The 15,173-nt window shown below is 70.8% G+C and carries 17 protein-coding genes; 8 read left to right on the top strand and 9 right to left on the bottom strand.

What is annotated here, in order from left to right; genetic code table 11:
- The first annotated feature begins 6 nt into the window (after positions 1–6).
- Complete coding sequence (locus AC0NH5_RS17335) at positions 7–510, top strand: DinB family protein (protein ID WP_474404792.1); 504 nt, start codon at positions 7–9, stop codon at positions 508–510.
- Positions 511–542: 32 nt separating this feature from the next.
- Here the strand turns inward: AC0NH5_RS17335 and AC0NH5_RS17340 are convergent, their stop codons facing one another.
- On the bottom strand, positions 543–1,391 hold the full coding sequence (locus AC0NH5_RS17340; protein ID WP_474404794.1) for an RCC1 domain-containing protein: 849 nt from the start codon (positions 1,389–1,391) through the stop codon (positions 543–545).
- A 91-nt stretch (positions 1,392–1,482) separates the two neighbouring features.
- Between AC0NH5_RS17340 and AC0NH5_RS17345 the strand changes: the two genes are divergently transcribed.
- Positions 1,483–2,376: an alpha/beta fold hydrolase gene (locus AC0NH5_RS17345; RefSeq protein WP_474404796.1), complete on the top strand. Its 894-nt coding sequence runs from the start codon at positions 1,483–1,485 to the stop codon at positions 2,374–2,376.
- Positions 2,377–2,383: 7 nt separating this feature from the next.
- On the opposite strand, the gene AC0NH5_RS17350 is transcribed toward AC0NH5_RS17345, so the two are convergent.
- Entirely contained in the window at positions 2,384–3,157 is a 774-nt protein-coding gene (locus AC0NH5_RS17350; protein WP_474405176.1) for a hypothetical protein, read from the bottom strand.
- A gap of 81 nt (positions 3,158–3,238) precedes the next feature.
- Between AC0NH5_RS17350 and AC0NH5_RS17355 the strand changes: the two genes are divergently transcribed.
- Positions 3,239–3,724, top strand: a complete 486-nt coding sequence (locus tag AC0NH5_RS17355; RefSeq protein WP_474404798.1) for an N-acetyltransferase family protein — start codon at positions 3,239–3,241, stop codon at positions 3,722–3,724.
- Between the two features lie 71 nt (positions 3,725–3,795).
- On the opposite strand, the gene AC0NH5_RS17360 is transcribed toward AC0NH5_RS17355, so the two are convergent.
- Complete coding sequence (locus AC0NH5_RS17360) at positions 3,796–4,626, bottom strand: hypothetical protein (RefSeq protein ID WP_474404800.1); 831 nt, start codon at positions 4,624–4,626, stop codon at positions 3,796–3,798.
- 113 nt (positions 4,627–4,739) lie between these two features.
- On the opposite strand from AC0NH5_RS17360, the gene AC0NH5_RS17365 reads away from it, so the two are divergent.
- Positions 4,740–5,465, top strand: coding sequence for a carbon-nitrogen hydrolase family protein (locus tag AC0NH5_RS17365; RefSeq protein ID WP_474404802.1), 726 nt, complete (start codon positions 4,740–4,742; stop codon positions 5,463–5,465).
- A 9-nt stretch (positions 5,466–5,474) separates the two neighbouring features.
- On the opposite strand, the gene AC0NH5_RS17370 is transcribed toward AC0NH5_RS17365, so the two are convergent.
- Positions 5,475–6,596, bottom strand: coding sequence for an FAD-dependent monooxygenase (locus AC0NH5_RS17370; RefSeq protein WP_474404805.1), 1,122 nt, complete (start codon positions 6,594–6,596; stop codon positions 5,475–5,477).
- 60 nt (positions 6,597–6,656) lie between these two features.
- On the opposite strand from AC0NH5_RS17370, the gene AC0NH5_RS17375 reads away from it, so the two are divergent.
- A complete protein-coding gene (locus AC0NH5_RS17375; protein WP_474404807.1) occupies positions 6,657–7,271 on the top strand; it encodes a TetR/AcrR family transcriptional regulator in 615 nt (204 codons plus the stop codon).
- 13 nt (positions 7,272–7,284) lie between these two features.
- Here AC0NH5_RS17375 and AC0NH5_RS17380 read toward each other — a convergent pair whose 3' ends face one another.
- Entirely contained in the window at positions 7,285–8,064 is a 780-nt protein-coding gene (locus tag AC0NH5_RS17380; protein WP_474404809.1) for an alpha/beta fold hydrolase, read from the bottom strand.
- A 367-nt stretch (positions 8,065–8,431) separates the two neighbouring features.
- Here AC0NH5_RS17380 and AC0NH5_RS17385 point away from each other — a divergent pair, with 367 nt between their 5' ends.
- The 3 genes from AC0NH5_RS17385 to AC0NH5_RS17395 all read left to right on the top strand — a co-directional run bounded on the left by AC0NH5_RS17385 (position 8,432) and on the right by AC0NH5_RS17395 (position 10,007).
- Positions 8,432–8,998 (top strand): Rv1733c family protein, encoded by a 567-nt coding sequence (locus AC0NH5_RS17385; protein WP_474404810.1) that lies wholly within the window; start codon positions 8,432–8,434, stop codon positions 8,996–8,998.
- Positions 8,999–9,093: 95 nt separating this feature from the next.
- On the top strand, positions 9,094–9,252 hold the full coding sequence (locus tag AC0NH5_RS17390; RefSeq protein ID WP_474404812.1) for a hypothetical protein: 159 nt from the start codon (positions 9,094–9,096) through the stop codon (positions 9,250–9,252).
- A gap of 113 nt (positions 9,253–9,365) precedes the next feature.
- Positions 9,366–10,007, top strand: a complete 642-nt coding sequence (locus AC0NH5_RS17395) for a nucleotidyltransferase domain-containing protein (RefSeq protein ID WP_474404813.1) — start codon at positions 9,366–9,368, stop codon at positions 10,005–10,007.
- A gap of 301 nt (positions 10,008–10,308) precedes the next feature.
- Here the strand turns inward: AC0NH5_RS17395 and AC0NH5_RS17400 are convergent, their stop codons facing one another.
- Genes AC0NH5_RS17400 through AC0NH5_RS17415 form a run of 4 tightly spaced genes read right to left on the bottom strand, consistent with a single transcriptional unit; the run spans position 10,309 to position 14,975 of the window.
- The gene (locus tag AC0NH5_RS17400; RefSeq protein WP_474404815.1) at positions 10,309–11,805 is read right to left on the bottom strand and encodes a mannitol dehydrogenase family protein; all 1,497 of its coding nucleotides are present in this window, start codon (positions 11,803–11,805) and stop codon (positions 10,309–10,311) included.
- A 49-nt stretch (positions 11,806–11,854) separates the two neighbouring features.
- A complete protein-coding gene (locus AC0NH5_RS17405; RefSeq protein WP_474404817.1) occupies positions 11,855–12,742 on the bottom strand; it encodes a carbohydrate ABC transporter permease in 888 nt (295 codons plus the stop codon).
- Positions 12,739–13,698, bottom strand: coding sequence for a carbohydrate ABC transporter permease (locus AC0NH5_RS17410; RefSeq protein WP_474404819.1), 960 nt, complete (start codon positions 13,696–13,698; stop codon positions 12,739–12,741). The genes AC0NH5_RS17405 and AC0NH5_RS17410 overlap by 4 nt, the downstream gene beginning before the upstream one ends.
- Positions 13,699–13,736: 38 nt before the next feature.
- Positions 13,737–14,975: an ABC transporter substrate-binding protein gene (locus tag AC0NH5_RS17415; RefSeq protein WP_474405177.1), complete on the bottom strand. Its 1,239-nt coding sequence runs from the start codon at positions 14,973–14,975 to the stop codon at positions 13,737–13,739.
- Positions 14,976–15,173: the final 198 nt, after the last annotated feature.

Raw genomic sequence — 15,173 nt, forward strand, 5'->3', positions numbered from 1 at the left:
TGCCGGATGACACGGACGGACATGCCGGCGGCGTGGGACGAACGAAGCACGCTCACCGCGATGCTCGACTACGCACGAGCCACAGTCCGGGCGAAATGCGAGGGCCTGTCCGACGAGAAGGCACGCCAGGCGCCGTTGCCGACGTCCCCGCTGACGACGGTGGCCGGGCTGGTGAGTCACGTCCGATGGGTGGAGTACTACTGGTTCGAGGTCGTGTTCCGCGGCCAGGAGGACAAGGCGCCCTGGACCGACGAGGACCCGGACCGGGAGATGCGGATCGCGCTCGACGTGCCGCTGGCCCAGCTCCTCGACGAGTACGACGCCCAGTCCGGGCGGTTCCGTCAGTTCGTCGCCGGGGTGGACCTGGACAGCCGCTCGCAGCGCACCATGAGCGACGGCCGGACGGCGACCATGCGGTTCGTGCTCCTGCACCTCATCGAGGAGACCGCCCGCCACAACGGCCACCTCGACATCCTGCGCGAGCTGGCAGACGGCGTCACCGGCGCGTGACACCGCCCGGCGGCCGTCCCCGCCGAGTCGTGTCAGTCAGGCGACCGGATCGTGTCCCAGCCGGCGACATCGCACTGGCCGTGCTCGTTGTTTCCGGCGGCGACCACCGTTGCGTCCGCGCGCAGCCCGAGCGTGTGGGTGGACCCGGCCGCCACAGCGACAATTCCGCGCCAGCCGCCCACGTCGCACCGGCCGGAATCGGCGCTTCCCGCGGCCAGGACCCGGCCGCCCGCGGTGACGCCGACGGTGTGGTAGCTCCCGGCCGCCACCGCCACGACGTCCCGCCAGTCGCTGACGTCGCAGGCGCCCGCCGATCGGTCCCCGGCCGCGACGACTCGTCCGTCGTTGGTCAGACCGACCGTGTGAAGGTACCCGGCCGCGACGGCGGAGATGTCGCGCCACGTGCCGACCCCGCACTGCCCGCGGCGATCGTTGCCGACCGCGACGGCGGTCCCGTCGGCGCGCAGGCCCACCGAATGCCAGTCCCCGCAAGCCAATCCGACGATCTCGCGCCACCGGCCGACGTCGCATGCTCCCTCGCGAAGCCTTCCCGCGGCCAGCACGGTGCCGTCACCGGTCAGCCCCAGGGTGCGGCGCCAGCCTGCGGCGACGAGGGTGACATCGAGCCAGGACGCGACGTCACACTGGCCGTCACCGTTCCACCCGGTCGCCGTCACGGTTCCGTCCGCGCGCAGGCCGACGCTGTGGGACCGCCCGGTGTTCGGCGCCGTGTGCACGTTGCCCGCCGCCACCGCGACCATCCGGACCCAGTCGTCGATGCGACACTCACCCGAGGCGCCGTCGCCTGCCGCGACCACGGTGCCGTCAGCGCGCAGCCCCAACGAATGTCGTCGGCCGGCGGCGATGGCGGGAAGAATCATGAACCACAGCATGCCGGATCGCCCGTGCAAGGCCGCACGGCGACGCACTAGCATGCGTGGCATGTCCGAAGGCGCGGCAGATCGTGACGTCGTGCGTCGCGTGGATGCCGGTGTGTTGTCGGTCGCCCATCTGGACGACGGTCCGCGAGACGGCTGGCCGGTCATTCTGTCGCACGGTTTCCCGTACGACATCCATGCCTTTGATCTTGTTGTTCCGGCTCTGACCGCTCGCGGCGCCCGAGTGGTCCGTCCGTATCTCCGGGGGTTCGGCCCCACCCGGTTCCTCTCCGCGGACACCATGCGCAGCGGGCAGCAGGCGGCCCTCGGATCCGACCTGATCGCCCTGGCCGGCGCGCTGGAACTGGACAGCGTCATTCTGGCCGGATACGACTGGGGTGGCCTCGCGTCCTGCGTCGCGGCCGTGTCGTGGCCGGCGCGCGTCGCCGGCCTGGTGTCGATGGCCGGTTACGACATCATCGACGTCGATCGTCAACGGCACGCGTTCGACCCGGCCATCGAGCATGCGGTGTGGTACCAGCATCTGTTCCAGACCGAGCGCGGCCGCGAGGGCCTGACCGCTCACCGCCGGGAACTGTGCCGGATGTTGTGGCGCCAGTGGTCCCCGCAATGGGCGTTCAGCGAGGCGACGTACGCCCGGACCGCGCCGTCGTTCGACAACCCGGACTTCGTCGACGTCGTCGTCCACGCGTACCGCCACGCGCTCGGCCAGGCCCCGGGCGCTCCGGTGTACGAAGACCTGGAAGCCCGTCTCGCCACCCGGCCGAAGATCACCGTGCCCGCGGTGACGCTGGACGGCGCCACCGACACCCTCAAACCGGGCGGCACCGCCGACCACGCGCCCATGTTCGGCGCCCGCCACGAGCATCGGCTGGTCGACGCCGGTCACAACCTTCCTCAGGAAGCGCCGGAGGCATTCGCCGACGCCGTGCTGACGGTGCGGGCCTGGCTGCAACCCGGCTCCTAGGTGAGCGTCAGCGCATTCCGTGGCGGTAGACGATCGTGGCGTCGTCGGTGGCGACGCCGTCGCGGGTCTCGGCCTCCCGGACCCGGCGGATGACCTCGCCGGGCCCGCCGGTTGCCAGCAGGTCCAGCAACCCGGCCCAGTCGGTGAGCCGGAAAGTGTCGACGAGCCGGCTCGCCCCGTTGCTGAGCAGCGCCGCTCCGGTCGCCTCGCGCGCAGGGCAACTGCCGGTGTACGCCTCGTCCACGACCTGCGGGTCGTCCTTGGCCACCCAGAAGCCGCCCGGGCGGTTGCGCCGGGCCCGCAACTCCAGCAGCAGCCGCCGGTGTTCGTCGCTGCCCCGCGGAACGCCCTTCAGCCGGGCCTCGAAGGACCGGGCGATCACCACCTCGCGTGCATCGTGGACGGCGAACGGCTCGGCGCCGGCCCGGCCGACCACCACCGTCGCGTCGCCGAGGACCAGGTGCTCGACCCTCCCGCCGGTGAACCGGAGCATCGCCACGGCCGCGTACGGGCTGATCGAGTCGCGGACGTCGCACGTGTCGCGGTGCTCGTCGGTGACCCGTCCGATGCCTTCGGCCAGGACGTCCCGCAGACTCCGGTCCTGGGACAGCGCGCTCAGGAGGGCGCCGCCGAGCCGGGTGGCGTACCACGCCACGCCGTGCCGGCAGACCTTCTCTGCGCCGGCGATCCCACCCGCGCCGTCGACCAGCACCAGGCCGGACGGCACGGCGCCGGCGAAGTCCTCGTTGGCCCGGCCCGGGTGTCCCGCGTCGGTCGCCATCGTCACCCGCACGATCCGATCACACCACAGCGGGCCCGATAACTGCTGGCTGCGATGTGGCGCGGGATCTATAGTCCGGCGATGCAGGTGCGCGAGCTCGACGATGCCGACTGGCCGCAGGTGTGGACGATCATCCATGAGGTGGTCAGCGGGCGGGAGACGTTCCCCTACGACCCGGACATGAGCGAGGGACAGGCGCGTGCCATCTGGGTCGAGAGCCCGCCGGGCCGGACCGTTGTCGCGGTCGACGGGGGACGGGTCCTCGGCACGGCGAAGATGGGGCCGAACCGTCCGGGCCCCGGATCGCACATCTCCACGGCCAGTTTCATGGTGGCCGGCGGATCCCGGAACCGGGGCGCCGGTACCGCCTTGTGCCGTGATGCGCTCGACTGGGCCCGGAGTGCCGGCTATGCGGGAATGCAGTTCAACGCGGTCGTCGAATCCAACCACTCGGCCGTACGACTCTACGAGCGGCACGGTTTCCGGATTCTCGGCACCGTCCCCGAGGCCTTCGCGCATCCCGTCCTCGGCCGGGTCGGACTGCACCTGATGTACCAGGAATTCTGAGAGACGCCTGGCCGTTACCGGCGGTCTGCTGCTGGAAGCTGCGGACACACACCAGCCATGCGGAGACGCGCCTACCCTGCCGCCCTTGCACGGAGCCGTGACACAACGGCATATCCCCAGCCGATCAGACCGAGGATCGTCAACAGCTTGAAGACCATGTAGCCCTCCCAAGGCGCCCCCGGCACGTCCGGCGGGATCGCCCCGGTGGGAGAGACCAGCTCCGACATGGCCGCGATCGAGGGCAACGCCAGCAACGCGCCCCCACTCCAGGCCGGCGCGTTCCACGGCCGGCGCCCGACGTGCCGGGCAGTGAACCTCACCGCCGCCCACCCGCCGAGCAGGAGCCCGAGGACCCCGCCGACCAGTGCCGTCGGCCGGGCCGGTGCCGGCTCGGGACGCTGAAAGACGACCCCCTCACCGCCGTTCCAACTGCTGTGGAACACCGCCAGCTCCACTCCGTCGCGGCGCGCGGTCACAAACTCCACGGTCTCGGCGTCGGAGACCCGCTCACTGCGGACGTCCGGTGGGACCTGCCACCCGGCCCGCTCCAGCGTTACACGGACCGCGGCGATGTCGCCGACACGAACCGGTACCAGCACCGACCCGCCGTCGTACTCGTCATCGCTGATCAGACGGGTCGTCCAGTCCGGCGCCGGGTCGTCGAAGATCGCGTCCCACCGCTCGGTCCCACCCACCGCGGCACCGGGCAGAACCTCGGCGACGATCTCACTGGCCCGTTGATCGCTCGGCAACGGATCGGCGCCCCGCCATCCCAGCCACGCGCCGGCCGAGCCCAGCCCCGCAGCGACTACGAGTGCCACGAACACCACCGCGACCCAGCGGGCAAGCCGGTGCCGGGCCTGGTGTTCGGCGCGGTCCGCATCGATGGCGAGATTCGGCATTCGAGCACCCTACTGTTCCGACAAGATCTCTCGGCGGCCCAGTTGATGAGTCTGGCCGGCCTCACCGAGGCCGCCGCGGTCAACGCGTGACGGATCGGCGCTAGCCTGGTCCGATGCGGATCGGCACGTGCCAGACGCGGGAGATCTTCGCGGACGTGGACGAGGCAGTGCGGATCGTTCGCGGCTTCGCCGACCGGGCGACCGCTGCGGGGGTCGATCTTCTGCTGTTTCCCGAGGGCTTTCTGCAGGGCTATCTGACCACCGTTCATTTTGTACGCAACCAGGCGCTCGACATAGATTCCGGGGGCCTCGACCCGGTGTTGGCGAGGCTGGCCGAGGTCCCGCAGATGCTGGTGTTCGGCATGATCGAGCGGGCCGGCGACAGGTACTACAACACCGCGGTGGTGATCGACGCGGGCCGGGTCGCCGGCCGGTACCGCAAGACGTTCCTGACGGCGGGGGAGTCGGTGTTCACCGCGGGTGACAGTTATCCGGTCTTCGAGCGTGGTGGCGTCCGGTTCGGCGTCAACATCTGCTTCGACACCCAGTTCCCGCAGGCGGCAGCCGCGGTGGCCGCCGGTGGGGCGCAGGTGCTGCTGGTGCCGGCGCAGAACATGATGCGGCGCGAGACGGCTTTGCGGTGGCAGCACCGGCACAACGAGATCCGGGCGTGCCGGGCCCGCGAGACCGGCATGTGGGTGGTGTCGGCCGACGTCACCGGCGACCGGGATGGGGTCCGCCTCGGGCTGGGGCCGACCGGCTTCCTCGATCCGGCCGGCGTCGTGGTCACGCAGGTTCCTACCGGCGGGACCGGCATGGTCACCGCCGACGTCCGCTAGCGAGGCCGGTCACGCCGGTGGGTGCCAGTCGGCGTGGCGGGCCATCGAGCGCAGAGCCAGCCGCGGCGGGACAAGCTTGATGAGCGTGTTGCGGGCCGCCACCGCCAGCGGGTTCTCCAACTGCTGACCGAACCTGCCCATCATTCGCGAGGCCTTCGCCACCTGTTGGCTGCGCGGGCGGCGCTGCCGGTCGTACGCGGCCAGTCCGCCGGGTTGCCCGGCGACGGCGGCGAGCACGACAGCGTCCTCGAGCGCCTGGTTGGCGCCCTGGCCCAGGTTCGGCGTCATCGCGTGGGCCGCGTCCCCCAGCAGGGCGACGCGGCCGTTGACGTAACTCGGCAGCGGCTCGTCGAGGCAGGAGAGCTCGTCGCGGAGGACGGTGGTGGTCGCGGCGACCAGCGCGGGGATCGGCTCGTGCCAGTGCTGGAACCGGGCGTCGATCTCCGCCGGTGCGCTGCCCGGTGCGGCGTTGACGGCGGCGAACCAGTAGACCCGGCCGTCCGCCAGCGGCACGATGCCGAACTCGGCACCCGGGTCCCAGCTGATCGCGACGACGAGGTCCTCGGTCCAGACGGGGGATATCCCGCGCCAGGCGGTCACCCCGATGCGCACCGGGTCGGCGACGCCGGGCCACAGCCTCTTGCGGACGGTGCTGCGGATGCCGTCCGCGCCGACCACCAGATCGGCCTGTATGTGTGCGGGGCCGTCCGGGCTCTGCCAGGTGACGTCGCCGTCCGCGGTGACGGCGGTGACCTCGGCGCCGGTCCGGACCACGACGTCGCGGGGCAGGGCGTCCAGGAGGATCTTGTGCAGGACGGCCCGGTGGATGCCGTACGCCGGGGTGCCGAGCGCCCGCTCCAGCCGGCCGGCCTCGACGCGGGCCAGCCATCGCCCGTCCGCCCGGCGCGTGCCGCCGGACATGTCCGGGCGGCCGCCCTGCCGCACGGCCGCTCCGATGCCGAGCGCGTCGAGGCAGCGCAGCCCGTTGGCCTGCAGCACCACCCCGGCGCCCACCGGGCGGAACTCGGGAGCCCGTTCGAGGACGGTCACCCGCCGGCCCGCCCGGCTCAGGCCGATCGCGGCGCTGAGGCCGCCGATGCCCCCGCCTATCACCACTGCGCTGGATGCCATCATCACTCCTTCTACAGATGTAGAAGTCATACTACAGGTGTAGAAAGAGGTGATGCCACCATGCCGGCCGACCGGTTCGCGCTCCTGACCGACACCGCGATCGATGTTCTCGCCGAGGAGGGCATGCGCGGCCTGACGCACCGGGCCGTGGACCGCCGCGCCGAACTGCCGGAAGGCACGACATCGGCGTACTTCCGGACCCGCAAGGCGCTCATCGAAGCGGTGGTCCGCCGCATCGCCGACCTCGACCGGCTCGACCTGCAGGCGGGCCGGCTGCCCGGCGACGCGGACGCCCCCGCCCCGGTCCTCACCGACGTCGAGGCGATGGCCGCTCTGATCGCCCGGGTGCTCGACGGATGGATGAGCGACGGACGCAACCGCACGCTCGCCCGCTACGCCTGCCTGCTGGAGGCCACCCACCACCCGGAGATCCGGACGATCCTGGCCTACGGCGACGCCTCCCGCGCCCAGTCGGCGGCGATGCTCGCGGCCGCCGGCGTCCCCGACCCGCAGCAGGCCGGCAGCCACCTCGTCGCCTGCATCGACGGCCTGCTGTTCGACCGGCTGGCCGGCGCCGGCGCGCGCACCGCCCCGCCACCGGGCACCGAGGCGAACCGCGCCGACCTCACCACCGCGATGGCGGCGGTCCTGCGCGGCTTCCTCGGCAGGGCCTGATCGGCCTTTCTGCTCAGGTTGCGCCCGGCCCCGGTGCGATGCCGGGCCGGCTCGCCTCGCCGGTGCTTTCGCGTGCGTCGAGCCAGTGCTCGACGATCCGGGCCAGCGCCTCCGGATGGCTGAAATTGATCGCGTGTGCGGCACCGTCGAGCACGGCGATCTCCACCTGTGGAGGCGCCAGGCGGCCGATCTCCCGCACCCGCTCCGGGGGCGGCATGAGCGGATCTCGGGAGCCGAGCACCGCGAGCGTGGGAACCGGGGTGCGCAGCAGGCGTTCGAGCGAGGGAAAGCGGGTGAGCTCGCTGAACAGCTGCAGGGCGTTCACCGGCCCGAAGCTCAGATAGTCCGGCACCACGACCCCGACCATCTCCCGGCTCTCGCGCAGCGCGTCGCGGGCCAGCTGGGTGAGGGCCCGCCCGAGGGGCTGATTGTGCACCCCGCCGGCCGGTGAGACGAGGACGACGCCGGCGACCCGTTCCGGGGCGCTGTGCGCGACCTCCAGGCACACCGGCCCACCCATCGAGTTGCCCACCAGGGTCGCCCGCGGCAGACCAAGTGCGTCGAGGGTCTCCAGCAGGGCCCAGGCCAGCGACGAGATGCCCAGGACGTGGCCCCAGCCGTGACTACGGCCGTAACCGGGCAGGTCGGGGACGAACGACGTGGCACGGTGGGCGAGCGCCACGGCGGTCGGCATCAGATAGCTGCCGGACACCGCAAAACCATGCACGTGTACGACCGGAGTGGTGCCGTCGATGCGGGGGCCGACGCGTACGAAGACGGGACGCCCCTGCACCTCGACGACCTGTTCCCGCCATCCCGGCGCCCCGGCGTGCCGTGTTCTCCGGCGGAACCGCCACGGAGGTGCCCTCACGCCGGTGCGCCCGTCGTGGTCCTCGTACGGTGCCGCTTTCGCCGAGCCGCATTGCCGGTCATGCCGCGATGGTGGCACCACCGGCGAATTCCGAACTCATCCGCGACGGGTGAACGCCACCCGTGGGGCGGATGCACGTGTACGACGCTGCCACCCGTTCGAGCGCCGCCCGTGAAAGCAGGTTCACCTTCCGGGGATGAAGCGGGTTCCGGGCCGCCCGGCCATCGTCTGGTGTGCCGCCGGTCTGCTGCTCCGGTGGCCTCGAGGCGCGAGGAGGAGGGTGCGGGAGATGATCGGGCGTCGGTGGCGCGGGCAGCGCAACATGTTGCGCCGTACCTCGGACCGGATCGAGAGTCTGATGGTGTTCGTGCTGGTCTTCTCGTTCCTGGCGGGTGCGCCCCTGGCGAGCTGGTGGGCCGGGACGGCCACGTACCGGTCCGAACTGCGTGAGCAGCAGTCGGAACGGAAACAACTGTTCCGGGTGTGGGCAGTGCTGACCGAGAACGCTGGTACGCCCAGTGCGGACGGCACGGTCTCGACGCACTCCGCACGCGCTACCTGGACCGCGCCGGACGGAGCGGCACACCACGGCATCGTCAACGCCGACCCGGGGGCCCGGGCCGGCACGCGGGTCGGGATCTGGGTGAACGACAGCGGAACCCCTAAGATACCGCCGGCCGCTCATGGTCCGACGGTGCAGGCGATCCTGGTCGGCGTGGCGGTGGCTCTCTGCGCAGCCGGCGGCTTCGCCGCACTGCTCCGCGTAGGCCGCCGCGTCCTGGATCGGCGACGCGATCGCGACTGGACGGCGGAGTGGCTCGAGGTCGGCCCACGCTGGAGCAGCGATCGCCGGTAGGTGGCCGTCGGTGCGTACCTCTTCCAAGGTGCCTACGACGGCGTCTCGGTGGGTATGAACCGGTCAGTACCGCCGATCCAGGGGAGCGAGACCTGATGAACGCGAACACGATCGTGAAGACCGCCCTGCCGGTAGTGACCACCGTGGCCACCGCCTGGGTGATGAAGCGGACGCGCCTGCCCGCCATCGCGACGCCGGTCGTCAGCGGCGTCGTCGGCGCCGTCGCGGCGAAGTTGGTGCAGCGCATCGGGTGACGCAGGGGACTCCGGCTCACCGGGCCGGAGTCCACCCGCCCTCCGCGCACGGCGGCCTGAGCTCCGGTGACCAACCACGACCAAGGAACCGGGGTCGCTGATAGGTTCCTCCGGTGAGTGAGCAGTTGCCGGCCGGCGGCATCGAGCTGACACCGGAGGAGATCGACGCCCTGGGTGTCAGGTGGTCGTCCTGCTGGACCCCGCACCAGGTCGCCCACCATCTGGCCGGCACAGCGACACCCTGGTACGTGGCGGCGGGCTGGGCGTTGGACCTGTTCCGCGGCGAGCAGACACGCGACCACGGGGACATCGAGATCGGGATCCCGGCCGCGAGCTTCCCGGAGATCCGCGGCCGCTTCCCCGGGTACGTCTTCGACGTGGTCGCCAGCGGCCGCATCTGGGAGAACGCCACGCCGGACGAGGTGGCGGCCACCCACCAGACCTGGATACGCGACCCGGGCACCGGCAACTACCTGCTCGACGTGTTCCGGGAACCGCACGACGGCGACACCTGGATCTGCCGGCGCGACGCATCGATCCGGCTGCCGTACCGGGAGATCATCCACCACACCGGGGACGGCGTTCCCTATCTCGCGCCGGAGCTGGTGCTGCTGTTCAAGGCCAAGAGCGCCCGGCCGAAGGACGAGACGGATTTCGACGGGACCGTCCCGCACCTGACCTCGGCCCAGCGTGCCGCCCTGGCCGGGCTGCTCGCCCGCGTGCACCCGGGACATCACTGGCTGGCACGTCTCTGACGTCAGCAGCCGGGCTACAGCACGTGCCCGATCGTCGCGTCGACGTGGCCGGGCACGTCCTCGTGCCGGTCGCCGACGGTCACCGTTCCGGCCGGCTCCACCATCGCTCCTGCGCCGCGAGACCGGCCTGGCCCCGAGCGAGTACCGCCGCCGCTTCGGCCGGGACGCGGGCTGACCACCGGACCGGGCGCGGTGAGGCAGCCGTCTCATACGCCGTACCTCTGGGATTGCCGTCGGCCGTTCGGCGGGTTACCTACCCCACCCGGCTCACGCCCGAGCCCCCGGCGTTCTCGGCGATCCGTCAGCCGGCGTCTCCGGGCGCGGGCGTGCTGACCAGCTGCTCCAGCGTGGCGCGGGCGCCGATGCGGTGCAGCGCCGCGAGGGCCCGCCGGTAGGCCGCCACGAACCGCTCGTCGTCGGCCAGGTCGCCGAACAGCTGCCGGTTCGCCACGAACGCGAGCGGATCCTCCCGCTGGCGCCGGGCGTTCGCCATCAGCACGTCCCGCAGCGGGTCGACGACGGCGATGGGCTCGCCCTGCTCGTCGACACCTTCGGCGTACCGGGCCCAGGCGGCCACGACGGCGGTGGCGCGATGGATCTCGTTGCCGGTGGCCAGGTTCTCGCGGATCACCGGCAGCAGCCACTTCGGGATGCGGTCGGAACTCTCGGCGCACAGCCGGGCGATGGTGTCGCGCACCGCGGCGTTGGAGAACCGGTCGATCAGGGTGTGCCGGTACGCGGTCAGGTCGATGCCGGGCACCGGCCGCAGCGTCGGGGTCGCCTCCCGTTCCATGTAGGCGAGCAGGAAGCCGGCGAACAGCTTGTCCTGGCAGGCCTCGTGCACGAGCCGGTACCCGGCCAGGTAGCCGAAGTAGCAGAGCGCCTGATGGCCGGCGTTGAGCAGGCGCAGCTTCATCAGCTCGTACGGCTCGACGTCGTCGACCAGCTGCACACCGGCCTCCTCCAGCGGCGGGCGCCCGAGCGTGAAGTCGTCCTCCAGGACCCACTGGGTGAACGGCTCACAGACGACCGGCCAGCGGTCGTCCAGCCCGAACCGGCTGCTGACCTCGGCGATGTCCTGCTCGGTGGTGACCGGGGTGATCCGGTCCACCATGCAGTTGGGGAAGCGGACCTCCCGGTCGATCCAGGCGGCGAGGCCGGGGTCGCGCAGGCGCGCGAACGCGACGAAGCTGCGCCGGGCGGCGTGGCCGTTGCCCTGGATGTTGTCGCAGGACATGACGGTGAACGGGGGCGTGCCGCGGTCCCGGCGGCGAGCCAGCGCCTCCGTGATGAGCCCGAACGTCGTGGTGGGGGCCGCACCGGGCCGCAGGTCGTTCCGGACGGCCGGGTTCGACTCGTCGAACTCACCGGTGACGGGCGAGAAGTTGTAGCCGCCCTCGGTCACCGTCAGCGACACGATGCGGGTCGCCTCGTCGGTGAGCTTCCCGATGACCGCCTCGGGGTCGTCGGGCGCGAACAGATAGTCGTGGATGGAGCCGATGACACGGGGCTCCAGGGTGCCGTCCGGCGCCTTGACGACGAGGGTGTAGAGCCCGTCCTGCGCGTCGAGGACCTCCTTCATCCGCCGGTCGGCGGGCATCACGCCGACGCCGCAGATCGCCCAGTCGAGGGCCTTGCCGTCGTTCATCAGCCGGTCCAGGTACATCGCCTGGTGCGCGCGGTGGAAGCCGCCGACCCCGAAATGGACGATGCCGGTGCGCAACCGCCGCCGGTCGTAGGTGGGTCCCGGCACCTCGGCGGGCAGGTCGGGCAGGGTCGCTGCGGTCAGGGCGGTCATCGGGCCCTCCCGGTCGTGGTCGGTCGTGTGGTCGGGGGACGGGCGCGGATCACTTGACCGAGCCGAGGGACAGGCCCTGGACCAGCTTGTCCTGCGCGGCGAAGCCGGCGACCAGCACCGGCAACGACACCACGAACGCCGCCGCGCACAGCTGGGCCAGGAACAGGCCCTGGCTGGTCACGAAGCTGGTCAGGAACACCGGCGCGGTCTCCGCCACGGTGGCGGTGAGAACCCGCGCGAACAGCAGTTCGTTCCAGCTGAAGATGAAACAGATCAGCGAGGTCGCGGCGATGCCCGGCATGACCACCGGGGCGATGACCGAGCGGAGCGTACGTGCCAGGCCGGCACCGTCCATGCTGGCGGCCTCCAGCATCTCCACCGGCACCTCGATCAGGAACGACCGCATCATCCAGACCGCGATCGGCAGATTCATCGAGGTGTAGAAGAGGATCAGCAGCCAGATGTTGTCCAGCAGGCCGGCGTTCTGGGCGAACAGATAGAGCGGCAGCAGGCCGGCGACGACCGGCAGCATCTTGGTGGAGAGGAAGAAGAACAGCACGTCGGTCCACTTCTTCACCGGCTTGATCGACAGCGCGTACGCGGCCGGAATGGCCAGCAGCAGCACGAAGACCGTGGACACCAGGCTGGCGGTCAGCGAGTTGGCCAGCGGCGGCCACGGGTTGGCCCCGCCGGTGAAGAACTCGCGGTAGCCCTCCAGCGTCAGCGGGGCGAACACCGACGGCGGGTTCGTCGCGGCATCCGCCTCGCTGTGGAACGAGGTCAGCACCATCCAGGCCACCGGCAGCACGAACAGCAGACCGACCGCCCAGGCGGCGAGCGAGAGCAGCGGGCCGCTGCGCGGCTTGCGCGGGCGGCGCGGCTCGCCGGCCTCGGTGCGGGTGGCCGGGACCGGTCCGGTATCGGTGATCGACGTCATCGGCCTGTCTCCTGCCGGAAGAGGGTGGACACGGTCCGCAGTGCGAAGGTGGCGATGATGATGGTGCCGACGACCACCACGACGGCCGCGGCCGACGCCCGGCCGTAGTCGTGGGCGTTGTAGAAGGTCTGATACACCGCGTACGGCAGGTTCGCGGTGCCGAGACCGCCCGAGGTGATGGTGAAGACGTGGTCGAAGTTCTGCACCACGTAGATGGAGCCGAGCAGCCCGCCCAGCTCGATGTACTGGCGCAGGTGCGGCAGCGTCATGTTGGTGAAGATCTGCCAGGTCGTCGCGCCGTCGATGCGGGCCGCCTCGATCACGTCCAGCGGGCGGCCCTGCAGCCCGGCCAGCAGGATCAGCATCATGAACGGCGTCCACTGCCAGACCAGCGCGAAGATGATCGACCAGAGGGGCCCGTTGCTGATCCAGTCCGGTTGCGGTGGGTTGTCCGAGCCGAACAGGCTCCAGAGCCCGGTGAGGGCGCCGTTGAACAAGCCGTACTCGGGGTTGTAGAGGGCGTGCTTCCACAGCAGGGCGGCGGCGACCGGGACGACCAGGAACGGGGCGATCATCATCGTGCGGACCGCGCCGCGGCCCCGGAAATTGCGGTCCAGCAGCAGGGCGATGCCGAGCCCCAGCAGCAGACTGACGATCACCACGGAGGCGGTGAGCAGGATGGTCGTCACCACCGCGTCGCGCATGTTGACGTCGGTGAGGACCCGGGCGAAGTTGTCGAAGCCGGCGAAGCCGATCTCGTCCGGGTAATAGGCGTTCCAGTTCATGAACGAGATCACCAGGGTCGCCACGAACGGCAGCTGGGTCACCACGATCATGAAAATCAGCGCGGGTAACAGCGGCGCCCGCCGGCCCCAGCCGGCGAACCGCCGGGCACTCGAGGCCGATGGTTGCGGTTCGGTCTGGTCCCGGCCGGTCTTCTCCACCGCGAGAGTCATGCCGCCGTTCCCCTTCCGTGGAGAGCTGGAGCCGAGGGTCAGCCCTGCCGGGCCCGATAACGTTCGGCGACGTCGTCGGCCAGCTCCTGACCGCGTTCCAGGGCCTCGTCGACACTCATCCGGCCGGCGATGGCGGAGCTGACGTGCTGGGAGACCTGCGTGCCGAGGTCGGTGAACTCCGGGATGTCGACGAACTGGATCCCGATCGCCGGCCGGGGCTGCACACCCGGGTTGCGCGGGTCGGCGCTCTGGATGGCGGCGAGCTGCTGCTCGGCGAACGCGCCGGCCTCCTGCAGGTACTGCGGGTTCTCGTAGGTCGAAGCGCGCTTGCCGGCCGGGACCCGGGACCAGCCGAGCTCGGTGCCCACCAGTTCCTCGTACTCCCGGCTGGACGCCCAGGAGATGAACCTCCAGGCGTTGTCCTTCTTCTCGCTGGCCTGCTGGATGCTCCAGGACCAGGCGTAGAGCCAGCCGGAGCTCTTCGTCAGGACGACCGGCGCCGCGGCGTACCCGATCTTGCCTTTGACGGGTGAGTCGGCTGCCTCCAGCGTGCCGGCGGCGCTCGTGGCGTCGTACCACATCGCGGAGTTGCCCTGGACCATGTTGTTCAGGCATTCGGTGAAGCCGGCCTGGGGCGCGCCGATCTCACCGTGGTTCCGGACCAGGTCGACGTAGAACTGAGTGGCCTGGTGGAACTCGGGCGCATCCACCTGCGCCTGCCAGTCGACGGTGAACCAGGTGCCGCCGAAGGTGTTCACGACGGTGGTCAGCGGCGCGAAGACCTGCCCCCAGCCAGGCTGGCCGCGCAGGCAGATCCCGGACATCCCGGGCACCTTGCCGTCCACCCGGGCGGCGATGTCGGCGACCTGCTGCCAGGTGGGCTTCGCCGGCATCTGGATGCCCTGCTGGTCCAGCACGTCCTTGCGGTACATCAGGAACGACGACTCACCGTAGAAAGGCTGGCCGTAGATCTTGCCGTCCTCCGCCGTCAGCGACTGCGTCATCGGCGCCAGGACGTCGCCCTGATCGAAGCCGGCGTCGGCGGCGATGTAGCCGTCGAGCGGGGCGATCCACTCGCTCCCGGCGTAGATCGGAATCTCGAAATTGCTCAGCGAGGCGACGTCGTACTGCCCGGCCTGGCTGGAGAACTCCTGGCTGATCTTATCGCGGACGTCATTCTCCGGAAGCACCGTGAAATTGACGCCGATGCCGGTCTCGGCGGTGAAATGATCCGCCGTCAGCTGTTGCAGGTCGATCATTTGCGGGTTGTTGACCATCAGCACGTCAATGCTGTTGGCGCCCGACCCGGTATTCGTCCCACCCCATCCGGCGCACCCGCCGGCAGTCACCATCAGGACCGTCGTCGCCGCAGCTGAGAGGCTTCCTCGAACCCGTTCGCGCACGTGACGCCTCCAGGAATGGAATTCCGTCCTGTGATGTGGGTAACAGGTCAGCCCAGTACATGCCTGTGATCG

The sequence above is a fragment of the Actinoplanes sp. 13 genome (genome assembly GCF_056134165.1).